The sequence below is a fragment of the Hydrogenovibrio halophilus DSM 15072 genome (assembly GCF_000384235.1).
GTDB classification, from domain to species: domain Bacteria; phylum Pseudomonadota; class Gammaproteobacteria; order Thiomicrospirales; family Thiomicrospiraceae; genus Hydrogenovibrio; species Hydrogenovibrio halophilus.
In genome coordinates this window covers 1345258-1360233 of the sequence record NZ_KB913033.1, presented here as the reverse complement: position 1 = coordinate 1360233, position 14976 = coordinate 1345258, and the positions used below count along the sequence as shown (strand labels likewise).

Annotated in this window: 17 protein-coding genes; 11 read left to right on the top strand and 6 right to left on the bottom strand. The window is 51.5% G+C overall.

Features of this window, described 5'->3' with window-relative positions; all coding sequences use genetic code 11:
- Positions 1 to 91: 91 nt before the first annotated feature.
- The 4 genes from A377_RS0106580 to A377_RS0106565 form a co-directional block, all read right to left on the bottom strand.
- Positions 92 to 379, bottom strand: coding sequence for a Txe/YoeB family addiction module toxin (locus A377_RS0106580; protein WP_245546798.1), 288 nt, complete (start codon positions 377 to 379; stop codon positions 92 to 94).
- Entirely contained in the window at positions 355 to 597 is a 243-nt protein-coding gene (locus A377_RS0106575) for a type II toxin-antitoxin system Phd/YefM family antitoxin (RefSeq protein ID WP_028485327.1), read from the bottom strand. Before A377_RS0106575 ends, A377_RS0106580 begins: the two co-directional genes overlap by 25 nt.
- 115 nt (positions 598 to 712) lie before the next feature.
- Positions 713 to 2857, bottom strand: coding sequence for a TonB-dependent receptor (locus A377_RS0106570; RefSeq protein WP_033422846.1), 2145 nt, complete (start codon positions 2855 to 2857; stop codon positions 713 to 715).
- A 142-nt stretch (positions 2858 to 2999) separates the two neighbouring features.
- The gene (locus A377_RS0106565; RefSeq protein ID WP_019895448.1) at positions 3000 to 3311 is read right to left on the bottom strand and encodes a hypothetical protein; all 312 of its coding nucleotides are present in this window, start codon (positions 3309 to 3311) and stop codon (positions 3000 to 3002) included.
- Positions 3312 to 3508: 197 nt separating this feature from the next.
- On the opposite strand from A377_RS0106565, the gene pgm reads away from it, so the two are divergent.
- The 3 genes from pgm (at position 3509) to A377_RS12100 (ending at position 5814) form a co-directional block, all read left to right on the top strand.
- Positions 3509 to 5152: a phosphoglucomutase (alpha-D-glucose-1,6-bisphosphate-dependent) gene (pgm, locus tag A377_RS0106560; protein ID WP_019895447.1), complete on the top strand. Its 1644-nt coding sequence runs from the start codon at positions 3509 to 3511 to the stop codon at positions 5150 to 5152.
- A gap of 77 nt (positions 5153 to 5229) precedes the next feature.
- Positions 5230 to 5526: a type II toxin-antitoxin system RelB family antitoxin gene (gene relB, locus A377_RS12985; protein ID WP_019895445.1), complete on the top strand. Its 297-nt coding sequence runs from the start codon at positions 5230 to 5232 to the stop codon at positions 5524 to 5526.
- Complete coding sequence (locus A377_RS12100; protein WP_019895443.1) at positions 5527 to 5814, top strand: type II toxin-antitoxin system RelE/ParE family toxin; 288 nt, start codon at positions 5527 to 5529, stop codon at positions 5812 to 5814.
- A gap of 10 nt (positions 5815 to 5824) precedes the next feature.
- On the opposite strand, the gene A377_RS0106545 is transcribed toward A377_RS12100, so the two are convergent.
- Together A377_RS0106545 and A377_RS0106540 are read right to left on the bottom strand one after the other, a co-directional pair.
- Complete coding sequence (locus A377_RS0106545; RefSeq protein ID WP_019895442.1) at positions 5825 to 7306, bottom strand: protein adenylyltransferase SelO; 1482 nt, start codon at positions 7304 to 7306, stop codon at positions 5825 to 5827.
- A gap of 112 nt (positions 7307 to 7418) precedes the next feature.
- On the bottom strand, positions 7419 to 8213 hold the full coding sequence (locus A377_RS0106540) for an ABC transporter permease (protein ID WP_051083172.1): 795 nt from the start codon (positions 8211 to 8213) through the stop codon (positions 7419 to 7421).
- 126 nt (positions 8214 to 8339) lie between these two features.
- Here A377_RS0106540 and A377_RS0106535 point away from each other — a divergent pair, with 126 nt between their 5' ends.
- From A377_RS0106535 to A377_RS0106495, 8 genes are all read left to right on the top strand, one after another.
- Positions 8340 to 10067, top strand: a complete 1728-nt coding sequence (locus A377_RS0106535) for a GNAT family N-acyltransferase (RefSeq protein ID WP_019895440.1) — start codon at positions 8340 to 8342, stop codon at positions 10065 to 10067.
- A gap of 589 nt (positions 10068 to 10656) precedes the next feature.
- Positions 10657 to 11586 (top strand): retron St85 family effector protein, encoded by a 930-nt coding sequence (locus A377_RS0106530; RefSeq protein ID WP_157760780.1) that lies wholly within the window; start codon positions 10657 to 10659, stop codon positions 11584 to 11586.
- The gene (locus A377_RS0106525) at positions 11583 to 12527 is read left to right on the top strand and encodes a retron St85 family RNA-directed DNA polymerase (RefSeq protein WP_019895437.1); all 945 of its coding nucleotides are present in this window, start codon (positions 11583 to 11585) and stop codon (positions 12525 to 12527) included. Before A377_RS0106530 ends, A377_RS0106525 begins: the two co-directional genes overlap by 4 nt.
- A gap of 403 nt (positions 12528 to 12930) precedes the next feature.
- Entirely contained in the window at positions 12931 to 13485 is a 555-nt protein-coding gene (locus A377_RS0106515; RefSeq protein ID WP_245546796.1) for a pyridoxamine 5'-phosphate oxidase family protein, read from the top strand.
- Positions 13482 to 13667 carry an HAD hydrolase-like protein gene (locus A377_RS13115; RefSeq protein ID WP_157760778.1) on the top strand — a complete coding sequence of 62 codons (186 nt, stop codon included), beginning with the start codon at positions 13482 to 13484 and terminating at the stop codon, positions 13665 to 13667. Before A377_RS0106515 ends, A377_RS13115 begins: the two co-directional genes overlap by 4 nt.
- Before the next feature lie 86 nt (positions 13668 to 13753).
- On the top strand, positions 13754 to 14053 hold the full coding sequence (locus A377_RS0106505; RefSeq protein ID WP_322785807.1) for a type II toxin-antitoxin system RelE/ParE family toxin: 300 nt from the start codon (positions 13754 to 13756) through the stop codon (positions 14051 to 14053).
- A gap of 9 nt (positions 14054 to 14062) precedes the next feature.
- Positions 14063 to 14356: a HigA family addiction module antitoxin gene (locus tag A377_RS0106500; protein WP_019895432.1), complete on the top strand. Its 294-nt coding sequence runs from the start codon at positions 14063 to 14065 to the stop codon at positions 14354 to 14356.
- 234 nt (positions 14357 to 14590) lie between these two features.
- Positions 14591 to 14851: a type II toxin-antitoxin system ParD family antitoxin gene (locus A377_RS0106495; protein WP_019895431.1), complete on the top strand. Its 261-nt coding sequence runs from the start codon at positions 14591 to 14593 to the stop codon at positions 14849 to 14851.
- The last annotated feature ends 125 nt before the right edge of the window (positions 14852 to 14976 follow it).

Sequence of the window (14976 nt, the reverse complement as noted above, 5' to 3'; positions counted from 1 at the left end):
TACCAGACCTGGTAAAAAACACCCCGGCAGAACGCCGGGGCAGACAAAGGTTAAGCCAAAGAGGAAGGGGGTCTTCTTTTCCGTAGCCCTGTTATTCGTATTGCGTCCACAACCGAATCACTTTGATGATTCTTTCATCGTCCAACACTTGATAGGCGATTCGATGCTGAATGTTGATTCGGCGTGAATAAGCACCCGTCAAATCCCCGACCAGTTTCTCGAATCGAGGCGGCGTGAAAAAAGGATCATCCGTCATCCGCTTTAACAGCTTTTCCGCTTTTGGCTTCAAGCCGCTGGCCGCAAGTTTTTTCGCATCTTTTTGCGCTTGTTTGGTGTAGATGATTTTCCACGTCATTACCAATCCAGTTGTTCCGAACATTCGCTGGATGGCGTTTTGAGTCCCTCGGAAATCGACTCACGCATCCCCGGCACGCTCAACAGAAAAAGGGTTTCATTGATGGACTGCCAATCCGATTCGGAAAGCAAAACCGCATTGCCCTTTTTACCGGTAATGGTGATCGGTTCGTGCGATTCATTCACTTGTGAAATCAAGCCGTACAAGTTAGATCGCGCTTCGGTGCTGTTTAATGTTGTCATGACCTACTCCAAACGTACGTTTTAACGTACCTGATAGTAGTCTACCAAACAGCAAAAAACAAGTATAAGAAACCACCCCGACAGAACGCCGGGGCAGAAAGGAACGTCTGGCTGGCTAGAACTGCAACGCTGCGTTTAACTGAAAGTTCCGTCCGGGGTTAAGCGAGTAGCCTTTGTAAGTATTCAGGAAGTCCACATAGGCGGTGTCGAACAGGTTTTCGACTTTGGCCCCCAGTTTCAGCGTGCGTTTGTCCCATTTCACATCCGCCTGATACCCCAGATCCCACACACTGTAGGCATCGGTTGAGGCGGTGCCGGTAGCACTGTCGTCAAACTGGGAGAAGGGTTCGTATTGTCCGGCAGCGTCTTTGGCCGCCACCAGTTTCACCCCCAGCGACAAGGTCTGATTTTTCAGCGCATCGCCATCGGCTGGGTGAAACTTCCCGCCCAAACGCAGGTTATTGGCGGGAATAAGAGGCAAGTCACGGCTGTTGTCGGTGTCGCGCCCATCAATGATTTCCAGTGCGGCATCGGCCGACCAGTGCTGGGTGAATTGCTGCTGATAGGCCAACTCCAGCCCTCGGATTTGCGCATCGGTCTGTTGAGCCTGCATTTCATCCAGAGAATTGCCCGATTCGCCGGTCACGGTGTTGCCGGTGCGCTCCAGATAAATGTAATTGTCGACCCAGTTCTGATACACGGTGGCGCTGGCTTGCGCCTGTTCACCCTGCCAACGCAGCGACAAGTCGGTGTTGATGGAGGTTTCTTCCTTCAAATCCGGGTTGCCGATCTGAAACGCCTGCACCCCGCCGTGTTCGCCGCCTGCATAAAGTTCAAAAATGCTCGGTGCGCGATAGCCGCGTGCCAGCGACCCGGCCAGTGCCCAATTGTCCGCCAGCTGATAGGTCGCGCCCACGGAGCCGCTAAAGACCTCAAAGGTGCGCTCGTTATTGCTGTCGTCAAAAAAACCGTCTTCGACAAAATGATGATTGGCCTCATTGATCGGCGCTTTGACCTCGTGGCGATCGTAACGGGCACCGAACTGCACCAGCCAGCGATCGTAGTCGGCCTCTTCAAACAGATACACCGCCTGCTGGCTGACATCGGCACCGGGCGCCAAGTGACCGGATTTCAGCGTCTGCGCCTTTTCGGTCAGACTCACGCCGACTTCGCCTTCAAAATCGCCCAGTTTCGGGTGCGCCAGCGCCAGGGTCACATCGTCGCGTTTGACCCGAAGGTCCAGATAGTCGTCCGTGCCCTTGTCGGCGGCCATGGTTTCATACGGCAGATCGTGTGCCGATTCCCGTCGATTTTGGGTATGACTCCAATCGGCCTTCAAGGTCCAGTCGTCCAGATACAGCCCGGTTTTCAACTGGGTTTCGTCGTTTTGCAAACGCTGCCCTGTGGCCTCGGCATGAAAGTGGTCACCTTCCTTGTGAATGCCCACAAAATTCTGTTTGGCAATCCACTGAGTGTGACGCAACTCGACATAGCCCCAATCGTCGTCATACCCCAGGCCAATATGCGTCGAACGGTTATCGTAGTTGGTATGCGGCACCTCTCCGGTCAACAGCGCGCGGTCTTTTTCATCCGGCACGGTCATATTGTCCGCTTTGCGCTGCACATACCCAGCGGTAATACCAAAGTTGTCGCCCCCAGCGCCGAGCTTGGCCCCGGCCACTTTTTCACGGTTCTGCGAGTTGTATTCACCCATCACTTCGCCGTGGGTATCACGCTCGTACGGAATCGCGGGTGACAGCACATTGACCACACCGCCCAACGCTTCGGAACCATACAACACGCTTTGCGGGCCGCGCACTACCTCCAGACGCTCCGCCAGAAACGGATCGATGTTGGCGGGATGACGCACGCCATAGGTCTGAAAATCGGTGGCCTGACCGTTGGACAGCACTTTCACCCGATTGCCGGACATGCCTCGAATCACCGGTTTGCCGGACTGTGCGCCGGTGCCCAGATTATTGACCCCGGCAATGCCATCCAGCGTGTCGCCCAGAGAGCCGCTTTGCTCGGCGCGTTTGTGATCGCCATCCAGACCGTTGATTTGCGAAGGCACATCAAACGCCTGATGCGGATGAATGGGGGAGGCGGAAACGGTCACAGGGGCCAGTTCCGTCTGGCTGGACGCAACCTGTCCGCTTGGCTCGGCTTGCGCGGCTAATACCGCCGCATTGCTCGCGGCGGCCTGAATCATGACCACAGCAATGGCCTGAGCTAAGACTTTCTTTCTCAATACGCTCATATTATTTTCCTGAACAAAATTGATAACGAGCTCTTGGCGCGAAACGAAGAACTCAATACATGCAAGAACCACCAGGCCTGGTAAAAAACCCATTCGGGTTCAGGCCGGTAGACAATGACAAAAAACACAAAAGAAACAACGTTCAGGAAAACGGCGGCGCACGGCCTTGAAAAACGGGGAGTTCAGAAAACAGACGGGAAAGAACCGGGGTAACGGAGACGGTTTCCGCCCCCAGCAGAGCAAACACCGGCGGCGGACCGATGCCGTCCGTGCTCAGTGGCTGTGACAGGCCTTGATACAGATCGCATTCAACACTGTGCTCATGAAACGGGTGCTCGGTTTCATGCACCAAAGCCAACGTTTGCCCCAGCCAGAACACAGCCAGAATCCCCAGCACCAGCGCAAAGCGCGGTCCGGTCAGAAGAAAGCGGTGATAGCAGCGATCCGTGTTCATACTAAAATCGGGGCAAATTCCTGGCAACCTGTTGAACTTAAGTCAGTCGATTCAAGTGTTATAGTATAACACAAGCAATCACTGATTCAGACGACGGCTTCATCGACTTGTCACCTCCGCTGCCCTTACTCCGCTTAAAATCCCCACAAGAATCCGCTAAGATGAAACCAAACCATTGCACAAAAAAGGACTCACACATGGCGCACTCCGAACTGGCTGGCAAACTGGCCCCGCATTCTCTGCTGGAAAACATCCCCAAACTGGTCAGCGACTACTACACCCTGACCCCGGACGTGAGCCAACCCGATCAGGCGGTCAGTTTCGGCACCTCCGGCCATCGAGGCTGCGCCAGCGCCTGTGCGTTCAACGAAAACCACATCGCCGCCATCGCCCAGGCGATTGTCGAATACCGGGATCAGCAAGGCATCACCGGCCCCATCTACATCGGCATGGACACCCATGCACTCTCCGAAGCGGCACATGCCACCGCCATTGAGGTTTTTGTCGGCAACGGACTGGACGTGATCATTCAGGGCAATGGCCGCTATACGCCCACGCCGGTGATTTCGCACGCCATCCTCACCCACAATGCCGACATCTCGGACAATCTGGCCGATGGCGTGATCATCACCCCGTCCCACAACCCGCCACAGGACGGCGGCTTCAAATACAATCCGCCCAATGGCGGTCCGGCCGACACCGATGCCACCGATGTGATTCAGAATCGCGCCAATGCGATTCTGCAATCCGACATGAACGCGATCAACCGCATGCCACTGAGCGAAGCGATGGCTTGCGCCCATGTCACCGAAGCGGATCTGATCATGCCCTATGTCAAGGATCTGGAAAACGTGATCGACATGGCCGCGATCAAACAGGCCGGGCTTCGCATCGGCGTCGATCCGATGGGCGGTGCCGCCGTGGATTTCTGGCAGCCGATTGCCGAGCATTACGGCCTCAACATCGAGGTGGTCAACGACCGCGTCGATCCCACCTTTGGCTTTATGCACGTCGACAAGGACGGCAAAATCCGCATGGATTGCTCGTCGCCTTTCGCCATGGCTGGGCTGATTGAACTCAAGGACCGTTTTGACATCGCCTTTGGCAATGACCCGGATGTGGACCGCCACGGCATCGTCACCCCGTCAAGCGGCCTGATGAACCCCAACCATTATCTGGCGGTCGCGATTCAATACCTGCTGACCCACCGCAAAGACTGGGCCGCCGATGTCAAAATCGGCAAAACCCTGGTCTCCAGTTCCATGATCGATCGCGTGGTCGCCAGCCTGGGCAAAATCCTGTCCGAAGTCCCGGTCGGCTTCAAATGGTTTGTCGACGGACTGGTCTCGGGCGAATTCGGATTCGGCGGCGAAGAATCCGCCGGGGCGTCCTTTTTGCGACGCGACGGCACCGTCTGGAGCACCGACAAGGACGGCATTATCATGAACCTGCTGGCCGCCGAGATCACCGCGGTCACCGGCAAGGACCCTGGGCAGCTTTATCAGGCGCTGACCGAACAATTCGGCCACCCGGTCTACAGCCGCATTGATGCCCCCGCCAACCGCGAACAGAAAGCCATTCTCAAAAACCTGTCGCCCGGCATGGTCAAGGCCAACACCCTGGCAGGCGAACCGATTGTGGACAAACTGACCCACGCACCGGGCAATGGCGCGGCCATCGGCGGACTCAAGATCACCACCGAAAACGGCTGGTTCGCCGCCCGCCCGTCCGGCACCGAAGACATCTACAAAATCTACGCCGAAAGCTTCAAAGGCCAAGCGCATTTGGATGAAATTCTCAAAGAAGCTCAGGCCATCGTCACGGCGGCGTTATCGGGTTAAAAAAATAGCAAACGCCAGCCTTGGCTTGCTATACTTTGTATAGCAGTTTATCTTCATTACTGAAAAAGGAGGCCCTTATGCTTGCCATTCGCCTGCCTGAAGACATCGAATCACGGTTGGAAACCATGGCCAAACTGACCGGACGAACCAAAACTTTTTATGCACGAGAAGCGTTGACGATGCACCTTGATGTGCTCGAAGCGCACTATCTGCCCAAAAGCGACGATCTGGATGACGACCTGAAAGACGCTCTGCTATCTTGGAAAGCGTTTGAAGAAACCGGTGAGCAGTTTGACTGGGACAACCAGATCAAACCTTGGGTGGAATCCTGGTTCACCGAAGATGAAAAACCGGCCCCAGAATTGAACTCATAAATGGTTCGGATCGTTTTAACAGCCCATGCCCGTGAGGACCTGATACGCTTACGGGGCTTTTTGGCAGAGGAAAGCGAGGTCTACGCCAGCAAAGCCATCCGTACTTTGACGACGTCAATCGATCACCTGGCTTTATTCCCGGAAATGGGCAAAGAGGTGCCGCAACTCAAAGGCATGCGAATCTTACACAAGCCTTTTGGCAAAGCCGGTTACCGGATTTACTACCGCTGGTTACCCCAGTCTGAAAAAATTCTGGTTTTAAAAATCCAGCACCACAAAGAAACCTAGCTCGCCTGACTCACGACGAACAACTGAGCACCATGCTTTTTTGGGCTGGCTTGGGCGGTTGCTGATACTCGGCCAGTTCGGGATGGTCGTCAAACGGGCGTTGCAGCGCCTGGGTCCATTGTGTCAAAGGCGCGTAATCGCCCTTTTCGGCGGCATCAATGATTTCCTGAGCGATGTAGCTGCGCAACACAATCGACGGGTTGGCCGCTCGAATCCGTGCCTGCCAGTCGGTCTGGGACAAACCTGCCTCAGAGATCCGCTGTTGCAGCGATTCAAACCAGTCAGCAAAAGCGTCCGGCTCGGCCAGCAGCGCCATCAATTCCGGTTCGCGTTCGGTGCCCAGCCACGCCAGCCGCCGGAAAAACAGGCTGTGATCCACACGCTGCTGATCCATCATAATAAACACATCGGCCACCAGCGCCCGGTCGCCTTTCTGCACCTCGGCTTCGGGCTGATTGCGCTCTTTTGGTGGCTCCGCCAGTCCCAGTTTGACCAGCATCTGTGCCAGCGCCACGCGGTTGTATTCGTCCACGTAACTCTCCAGCGCTTTTTTCTGCTCGTCCTCACTCAAATACGCGCCCAGAGCATCGGCCAGCAAGGCGCAGTTGAAATGGCCGATGAGCGGCTGTTCGCTGTAAGCATAGCGCCCGTCCGTGTCCGAGTGATTGCACACAAATCCGATCTGAAAATCGTCAAAAAACGCGTAGGGCCCGAAATCGAAAGTCTCACCCAAAATCGACATATTGTCGGAATTCATCACCCCGTGATTGAACCCGACCGCCTGCCAATGCGCGATCAAACGCGCGGTACGCTGACACACTGAATGCAGAAAGTACCAGGCCTGGTGCTTTAAGGACTGCCCCTGCGCCTCAGGAAAATAATGATCGATCACATAGCCCAGCAACGCATCGCGAGCGGTCGCGCTTTGTCGCGCCGCCCATTCAAAATGGCCGAAACGGATGTGCGTAGGCGTCAGCCGCAACAGGGTCGCCCGTGGCTCCAGAATTTCACGTTGCACCATCTCGTCACTGGTCGCAATCGCCAGCGCACGGGTGGTGGGCACGCCCAGACCGTAAAGCGCCTCGGAGGCCAGAAATTCACGGATGCTGGAACGCAGCACCGCCCGGCCATCGCCATTGCGCGAAAACCGGGTGCGTCCTGCCCCCTTGAGATGCAAATCCCATACCTTGCCGTCCGGCGCTTGCCACTCGCCCAGCAGCACCCCGCGCCCATCGCCCAAATGCGGATTGTAGTAGCCAAACTGATGCCCGGTGTATTTCTGTGCCAACGGACGCAATCCCAGCTCGGCCAATTGCGGATGCGTCAGCTGCCCCGAAGTCAGAGCCAGCAACGCTTCATCTTTCAAAGTCAGACCCAGTTGCGTGCGCAGGGCCTCATTGACCGCGACCAGATGCGCATCCTGCATCGGCTCCGGGGCATTGAACTGATAAAAATCCGACGGCAATTGGGTAAAACGCGACTGAAACGGCATGAGGCTCCCGACAATTCCTGAGTAAAACACTCAGGAATTAGTTTACGCCTAACGCGCCCCAGACTCAATCCTGTTGCGTCCTTTGCCAAAGGTCAGATACGGTTGAAATGATTCAGTGATTTTTGACCAGATGCGCCGTCAGCAAGCGTTCACGCGGGTCAAACAGGCGTTTTTGTGCCAGCCAGAGCGCGATCATCACCCCGGTGGCGGTGGACGTGGCCACCAGAAACATGATCATGATCTGGTATTTGACCGCTTCGATCGGGTCCACGCCCGCCAGAATCTGCCCGGTCATCATCCCCGGCAGAGACACCACCCCGGCGGCGGCCAGCATGTTCACCACCGGAATCAAGGCGGTGTGCAGGCTTTGGCGCTTTAAAAACGCCATCGATTCCTTGGCCGATTTGCCCAGCGCCAGCTGGGCTTCAATCGCGTCTTTTTGCTGCACCGCATTCTGGGTCAAAGTATTCAGCCCCAGACCAATCGCGGTCATGCTGTTGCCCAGAATCATCCCCAACAGCGGAATCGCATACTGCGGCTGAAACCAGGGGTCGGGTTCGATGATCAGGGTCAGCGTGCCCAGCGTCAGCACCAGCGCGGTCATCGACAGCGACATCAATCCCACCCAGAAGGAGCCCAGTTTGCGAAAGCGCCAGGTCTGACGCTTCAGAATCTCGTAACCGGCAAACAGCATCATAATGAGTGACACCAGCACCACCAGCAGGAGACTTTCCGAGTAAAACACCCAGCTCAGCCACACGCCCATCAGCAGCAACTGCACCACCATGCGCACCGCGGCCACGGCCAACTGACGCGTGTGGTCAAAGCCGTTTAAAAACAACAAGCCACCGGCCAGCAACGTGATCACCGACAGACCCGCTAAATCCCAATACGTGAGGGTAATCATTTCCATCTATGGGAGTCCTCTTTTCTGATCACATTCATAAAAGTCTCATTGATTCGTCACGCGCCGGTCATGTGCGTGATCCAAAATCATCCAATTGATTGGCAACTACCAGGCCTGGTTATTTTTATGCTCGACATCGAAGCCACCATTCTCGACAAATACCCCGACTTCAAACAAAAGCCCGGTTCGGGTGCCCTGCTGGGGTTTCTGAAAAAACTCACCCACGAAGACCAGATCAATGGCTTCATCGAACAGAACCGGCACCTGCGCGGCTTTGCGTTTTTGGACAAGAGTTTAGAGCATTTTAACTTTTCCTACCAGGTGAACCACCGCCAGCTCGACAACATTCCCTCCGACGGACGTGTGGTCATTGTCGCCAATCACCCCATCGGCTCGCTCGACGGACTGGCGATTCTGAAACTGGTGCGCAGCGTGCGCCCGGACGTGCGCATCGTCGCCAACGAACTGCTTTCCAAAGTCGAACCGTTTGAATCGCTGTTTCTGTCGGTGGACAACCTCTCGGCCAAAGCCAGCTACAAACAGCAATTCAAGGCCATGGTTCAGGCGCTGGAAAACGAAGAAGCGGTGATCATCTTTCCGGCGGGCGAAGTCTCGCGCATCCGACCCAATGGCGTGCGCGACGGCGAATGGAAAAGCGGCTTTCTGAAACTGGCCAAAAAAACCAGCGCCCCGGTTTTGCCCATCAACATCGATGCGCGCAATTCGGCCCTGTTTTACGGCCTTTCCTCCGTCTACAAACCGCTGGGCACCTTGATGCTGGTGCAGGAAATGTTCAATAAAAACGACCAGCAGATTGCGTTTCACATTGGCCGCCTGATTCCGTTCAAATCCATTGCCGCGCTCGACCTGCCCGACAAAAAAATCGCCAAGCTGATGCGCAAGCACGTGTACCGTCTGACCAATCCCAAAAAGGCGGCGGCCAAAACCCCGTTTGAAACCGAAAACACCCTGGCGCATCCAATGGATCGCCGCGCCCTGCGCGAAGACCTGAAAAAAGGCGAATTGCTGGGCGAAACCGCCGATGGCAAAAAAATCGTGTTGTTTGCTTACGAAGCCGATTCCCCGGTGATGCGCGAAATCGGTCGACTGCGCGAACTGACCTTTCGCACCGTCGAGGAAGGCACCGGCGAATCCTACGATCTGGATGCGTTTGATGCCGAATTTCGGCATTTGGTATTGTGGGACGATCAGGAACTGGAAATCGTGGGCGCTTATCGCATTGGCGAATGCGCGCAAATTCTGGAACGCTCGGGCATGGAAGGGCTCTATACCCCCAGCCTGTTTGACTTCAACCCGCCATTGATCGAGCGGCTGCCACAATCACTGGAAATGGGCCGCAGCTTTGTGCAACCCCGCTACTGGGGCAAACGCAGTCTGGATTATCTGTGGTACGGCATCGGCGCCTACATCAAACGCCACCCCGAGATCCGTTACTTTTACGGGCCGGTCACCCTGTCCGACGCCTACCCGCAAGTGGCCAAGGAACTGATCGTCGCCTTTTTCAGCGAACAGTTTGGCGACGATGCCAACATGGCCGTGGGCAAGAGACCGTTCCGTGCCTCCGACGAGGTCAAGCAACTGGCCAAAGAAAACTTTCAGGACGACTACAAAGAGGCCTACAAAAAACTCAACCGGCTGTTGGAACAATACCAGGTCAAAGTACCGACCCTGTTCAAACAATACGCCGAACTGTGCGAACCAGGCGGCATGCGCTTCATCGACTTCAGCGTCGACCCCGACTTCGGCGACTGCATCGACGCCCTGATCCTGGTCGACATCCAACAAATCAAACCCAAAAAGTTCCAGCGCTACATCGGGGAGCTGTCAACCTAACCCACTTTTGACCAGGCCTGGTGGTTTTTAAAGACAAAGGGGAGTAGCAAAGCCTTTTTGTGACATGATCCAACCCCGATTATTATGGCGCGCTTTTGATTTTGCGCTTGTTATGGCTCCGCGAAAATTGTGCCTAGCGAGAACCCACAGTGGGACGACTTCTACCACATGTTCCAGCCGCAGCCAGTGCCCTCTTGTTATTTGAAAGAAATATGGGTGTCCTTTTTCTAGGTAAAAATGATTTTGTAGGATGGAGATGTTTTTGCCGGAGAGGTCTATTTCAGTTCGCATTATTAAGAATGGGAGCCTAGCTACAGAAAGTCAAGCGAAAATGTTATTAACAAGGTTAGGATGAGCAACTTCTAGTGATTCAGGTTGCATTTTTTAACGTTAAGTGATAAGTTTTTAAGTGCTCTTTACGTGTTAAATGAGTTAACGAATTCATTTAGTCAGGTGTTTAGCCAGACTTTAGTTTATTGATTGGCATTAGGCTGCGCTGAAGGCTTTTTAGCCTTCATTACGCTCCTACGTCGCTAGAAGGCTAAAAAGCCTTCAGCGCTGCCGTTGAGGTAAAGTGCATACCATAACCGTGTCAGACGCAAATATAGACCCAAGAAATCAGTTCATCGATTCTCTGAATTTAGATAAATCTCAAGTATTCTTTGAGCCTTATCATATTTTACTTTTTGGCGGTAAAGCTAAAACTCAAACAGATGAAGCTGGCCCTAGAAGTTTTAGAGAAAAGCTTAACGGGGTTTTAACTACTCAAGGGCCTTCTTTTCTTACGATTTACCCTGAATCCTTTCAGGACTGGCTACACGATGCCATATATGACGATTTGATTGAGTTTCAGACAGACTTATCTCTCCTGTCGTCAGTTATCATTGTTATTCTTGAAGGCCCAGGTTCACTAGCAGAGCTGGGGACTTTCGTCATGGATAATTCAATCATTCCAAGGTTCTTTGTTGTTGTTGAAAGTACCCATTGCCCAGAAAATGCCATTTCGTATATCCAGATGGGGCCTCTTAGAAAATTGCAACCAGACAAAGTCCTTGTCTATGATGTTGACTTTAAAGTTTTAGATGACAACACTCAGAACGATTTCGCTTTGGATGATATTTTTTCAACCATTAAAGCCTTTTTGGAGGGGATTAATAAATCAGAAGCTCTGGATAGGAATCATAAGGGGCATGTAGCATTTCTGATTAAAGAGTTAGTAGCTTTGTTTTACGCACTAACGTTTCAAGAAATAGTGGACTACTTGAACGCATTGGAAATTCCTCACAGCCAGAAGAGTTTAAAAAGGTTGTTGTTTGTGATGGAAAAAATAGACTTAATATTTGTTAAGCAAGTTGGTTCTACAAAGTATTACATTAGTAGCGAAATGCAGTCACGCATCAGATTCTCTTTTTTAGATGGGAAGTTTGATAGACCCACTGTTGAAATGGAAGTGATGTCTTTCTACACAGACATAAATGATGGAAAAAGATTATTCGCACTCAAGGGAGAAGGACAGTGAGTTTAATTGATTTTCTTAAAGAGAAAACAGGGGTTCATAAATCAACTCTTAAGAGCTTTGTTCGAAGTGCACCTCATAGGTATAAAACTTTTCCTATTGATAAACGGAATAGTGATAAAAAGCGCCTGATAGCTCAGCCGTCTAGGTTGTTGAAAAAAATTCAAAACCTAGTAGTGTCCGAATATGAATTTTTGATAAATTTACCGATACATCCTTGTGTCATGTCATATGTTAAAGGTAAAAGCATAAGAGACAATGCTTTGGTTCACAAGGATAGTTCTTATTTGTTAAAGATGGATTTTAAAGACTTTTTTCCATCCATTAAGCCGTCAGACCTTATTGAGCATATTGAAAAACATAAAAGGGTTTCTCTTGATGATGATGAAAAAGACTATTTGTCGCGTCTGTTCTTTTACTCACAAAGCAGAAAGGAAGAGATAGTTTTGAGTATCGGAGCTCCTAGTTCTCCATACATTTCTAATACTGTTCTTTATGATTTTGATGTCACGATTGCCGCTGAGTGTGACAGTACCGGCGTTAAGTACACTAGATATGCCGATGACTTAACTTTTTCAAGCAATGACAAGCAAAGTTTGATAAACCTTCATAATGCGATGGAATCCATCTTAAGTAGTCTTCAATACCCTAAACTTGCGTTAAATACTAACAAAACAACTTTCCTGTCGAAGAGAGTAAATAGGCATGTGACTGGCTTAGTTATAAATAATGACGGAGGTGTTGGTATAGGTAGAAAGAAAAAGAGAGAGATTAAGAGTTTAGTGCATCGTTATCTAAACCACTCTCTGGAAGATGAAAGACATCCTTACCTTCGTGGGTATTTGGCTTACATTTGGGGAGTTGATAAACAATTTGTTGCTCAATTAGAGGCTAAATATGAGATTAGTATTTTAGATGTTGTTAAGCAATTGGAAGCTGATTAGCTGTTAGTTGCTAAGAGAAAAGAACTCAGAAAAAGGACACCCATGTTTCTTCTAGGAAGAATGTAAAATAAATCGGCAATATACGCAAATATTTCAGTTCGGCACAAATCAAAAAAGAATCTTCCCAACACCACAACACCAGCACTTTGTCAGCATGACTCACTTTTGACCAGGCCTGGTTAGAAGTGCTCTTTTTGGTAAAAAGCCTCCAGAATATTGGGTCACCGCACTATGCGCGGTTGGGTGATGGCGTAGGCCGCACTTTTCATATTACGGTGCATGAGCCGCCGTTGACACTTTATCGTGTTTATAATGAAGATGTGGCTTTGGCTTCGCTAATGGACGGCGTTTCCTAACTTAATGGCGTCGGGCTTAACTCCTTTCGCGCCGATTAAAGGATGACATGATGGGACAAAAACTTGAGGCATTAAACGACAAGCTGACGGATTTCATCCGACAGCAGAAAGTCTATTTTGTCGGCACGGCGACCCAAGACAGCCGCGTGAACCTTTCGCCCAAAGGCATGGATTCGTTGCGGGTGCTTTCGCCGAATCAGGTGGTTTGGTTGAATGTGACCGGCAGCGGCAATGAAACCGCCGCCCATGTGCAGCAACAGCCGCGTATGACGTTGATGTTCTGTGCGTTCGATGGTGCGCCTTTGATTTTGCGTTTGTATGGCTCCGCCAAAGTTGTGCATCACAAGGACCCGCAGTGGGACGAACTCTACCGTCTGTTTCAGCCGCTGCCGGGCGCGCGCCAGTTGTTTGTGCTGGACATTGACTTGGTGCAGACGTCTTGCGGTATGGGCGTGCCATTTTTCGATTACGTCGATGAGCGCGACCATCTGAACGAATGGGCGCTCAAAAAAGGCGAGGATGGCATTGAGCAATACTGGGAACAGAAAAACCAAACCAGTTTGGACGGCCTGCCCAGCCACATTATGGAGAAGAATGTTTGAGTGCTGACCAACTGCAAGCGGTGATATTCGATATGGACGGTTTGATTGTCGATTCCGAACCGCTTTGGAAACAAGCCGAATTCAACGTGTTTTCCGCATTGGGCTGTGAGGTCACCGAGCAGGATCAGCAGCAGACCGCTTGCTTGACCACTCAAGCCGTGACCGACTATTGGTTTAAGTAAAAGGACACCCAGATTATTTTAGCCTAACCCCCGGCTTGTCCCATCACCTCTGCACTTACCCATAACGCTTTGCGTTATATAACGCGATGCGTTATACTCCAATCATGATCAATACGTTCAAAGACAAAGAAGCCGAAAAGGTGTTTAAAGGGCGGTTTTCTAAAAAACTGCCCCAGACTATTCAGCGCAAAGCGCGAATGAAGTTAAGAATGCTGGATGCGGCTATGTGCCTGGAGGATTTATTGGTGCCTCCGGCCAACCGGCTGGAAGCCTTGAGCGGTGAAAGACAGGGGCAGCACAGCATCCGCATCAATCAGCAATGGCGGTTGTGCTTTGTCTGGAACGATGGCCGTGTCGAAAACATTGAAATTGTGGATTACCACTAGGAGGACAAGATGGATAGAGTCGAAAACATTCACCCGGGTGAAGTTTTGCTGGAAGAGTTTTTGGAGCCTTTGGCGATTTCGCAAAACAAGCTGGCCAAAGCGATGCAGGTGTCGCCACGACGCATTAATGAGATTGTGCATGGCAAACGCTCGGTTACGGCGGATACGGCGATTCGTTTAAGCCTGGCTTTGGGAACCACGCCGCAGTTTTGGACCAACCTGCAAGCGGCTTACGATCTGGAAGCGGCCAGTTTGTCCAGTTCCTCAGAATTTAAGGGGATTGAAAGAATCGCGGCGGCCTAGAGCGCGGGCAGTATTTTCGGGCAGTGGCGGAGTTTATGTTAGAAAAACATTAGAAAAAGGACACCCATGTTTCTTCAGCTGTATCTGCATAAGCGATCTACGCTACAGCGCAGTCCGCTTGAGAGCAAAAGGGGACATTACAGCTTTTGGGCCAACACCCCAAAAACAAAGATTGACAATCTTTATTTTTAATGTGATTCTTTAGCAAAACGCTGCATTTTTGGAGAAGGAATTATGAATATTTCTCTGACACCAGAACTCGAAAACCGCATTAAATCGAAAGTGGAAACCGGTCTATATAACAATGCCAGTGAAGTGGTGCGCGAGGCGCTGCGTTTTGTAGAATTACATGAAGATTGGGTCAACGAAATCAAACTATCCGCCTTACGCCAAAAGCTTAATGTCGGTCTTCAACAACTGGATAACGGGGAAGGAAAAACGATTTCATCCACCCAAGAGCTGGACACTTTTTTCCAAAAAATTAAGCAGATTTAACAGATGGCAAACGCATTGCCCCAACTTGTTGTTTCACCTGAAGCGATACAAGATGTTCTGGTCAACCCTGGCGTTTTCCAATCACAGCGCTCAACAAGTTGAAGGCTGGCTTGCATCAGAGGAAG

Coding starts and splice junctions, on each gene's coding strand:
- A377_RS0106575 (WP_028485327.1), bottom strand. CDS start 597: ATGACAACATTAAACAGCACCGAAGCGCGATCTAACTTGTACGGCTTG.
- pgm (WP_019895447.1), top strand. CDS start 3,509: ATGGCGCACTCCGAACTGGCTGGCAAACTGGCCCCGCATTCTCTGCTG.
- A377_RS0106500 (WP_019895432.1), top strand. CDS start 14,063: ATGGATAGAGTCGAAAACATTCACCCGGGTGAAGTTTTGCTGGAAGAG.
- A377_RS0106545 (WP_019895442.1), bottom strand. CDS start 7,306: ATGCCGTTTCAGTCGCGTTTTACCCAATTGCCGTCGGATTTTTATCAG.
- A377_RS0106565 (WP_019895448.1), bottom strand. CDS start 3,311: ATGAACACGGATCGCTGCTATCACCGCTTTCTTCTGACCGGACCGCGC.
- A377_RS0106570 (WP_033422846.1), bottom strand. CDS start 2,857: ATGAGCGTATTGAGAAAGAAAGTCTTAGCTCAGGCCATTGCTGTGGTC.
- A377_RS0106505 (WP_322785807.1), top strand. CDS start 13,754: ATGCGTTATACTCCAATCATGATCAATACGTTCAAAGACAAAGAAGCC.
- A377_RS12100 (WP_019895443.1), top strand. CDS start 5,527: ATGGTTCGGATCGTTTTAACAGCCCATGCCCGTGAGGACCTGATACGC.
- relB (WP_019895445.1), top strand. CDS start 5,230: ATGCTTGCCATTCGCCTGCCTGAAGACATCGAATCACGGTTGGAAACC.
- A377_RS0106515 (WP_245546796.1), top strand. CDS start 12,931: ATGATGGGACAAAAACTTGAGGCATTAAACGACAAGCTGACGGATTTC.
- A377_RS0106495 (WP_019895431.1), top strand. CDS start 14,591: ATGAATATTTCTCTGACACCAGAACTCGAAAACCGCATTAAATCGAAA.
- A377_RS0106535 (WP_019895440.1), top strand. CDS start 8,340: ATGCTCGACATCGAAGCCACCATTCTCGACAAATACCCCGACTTCAAA.
- A377_RS0106580 (WP_245546798.1), bottom strand. CDS start 379: ATGTTCGGAACAACTGGATTGGTAATGACGTGGAAAATCATCTACACC.
- A377_RS0106540 (WP_051083172.1), bottom strand. CDS start 8,213: ATGATTACCCTCACGTATTGGGATTTAGCGGGTCTGTCGGTGATCACG.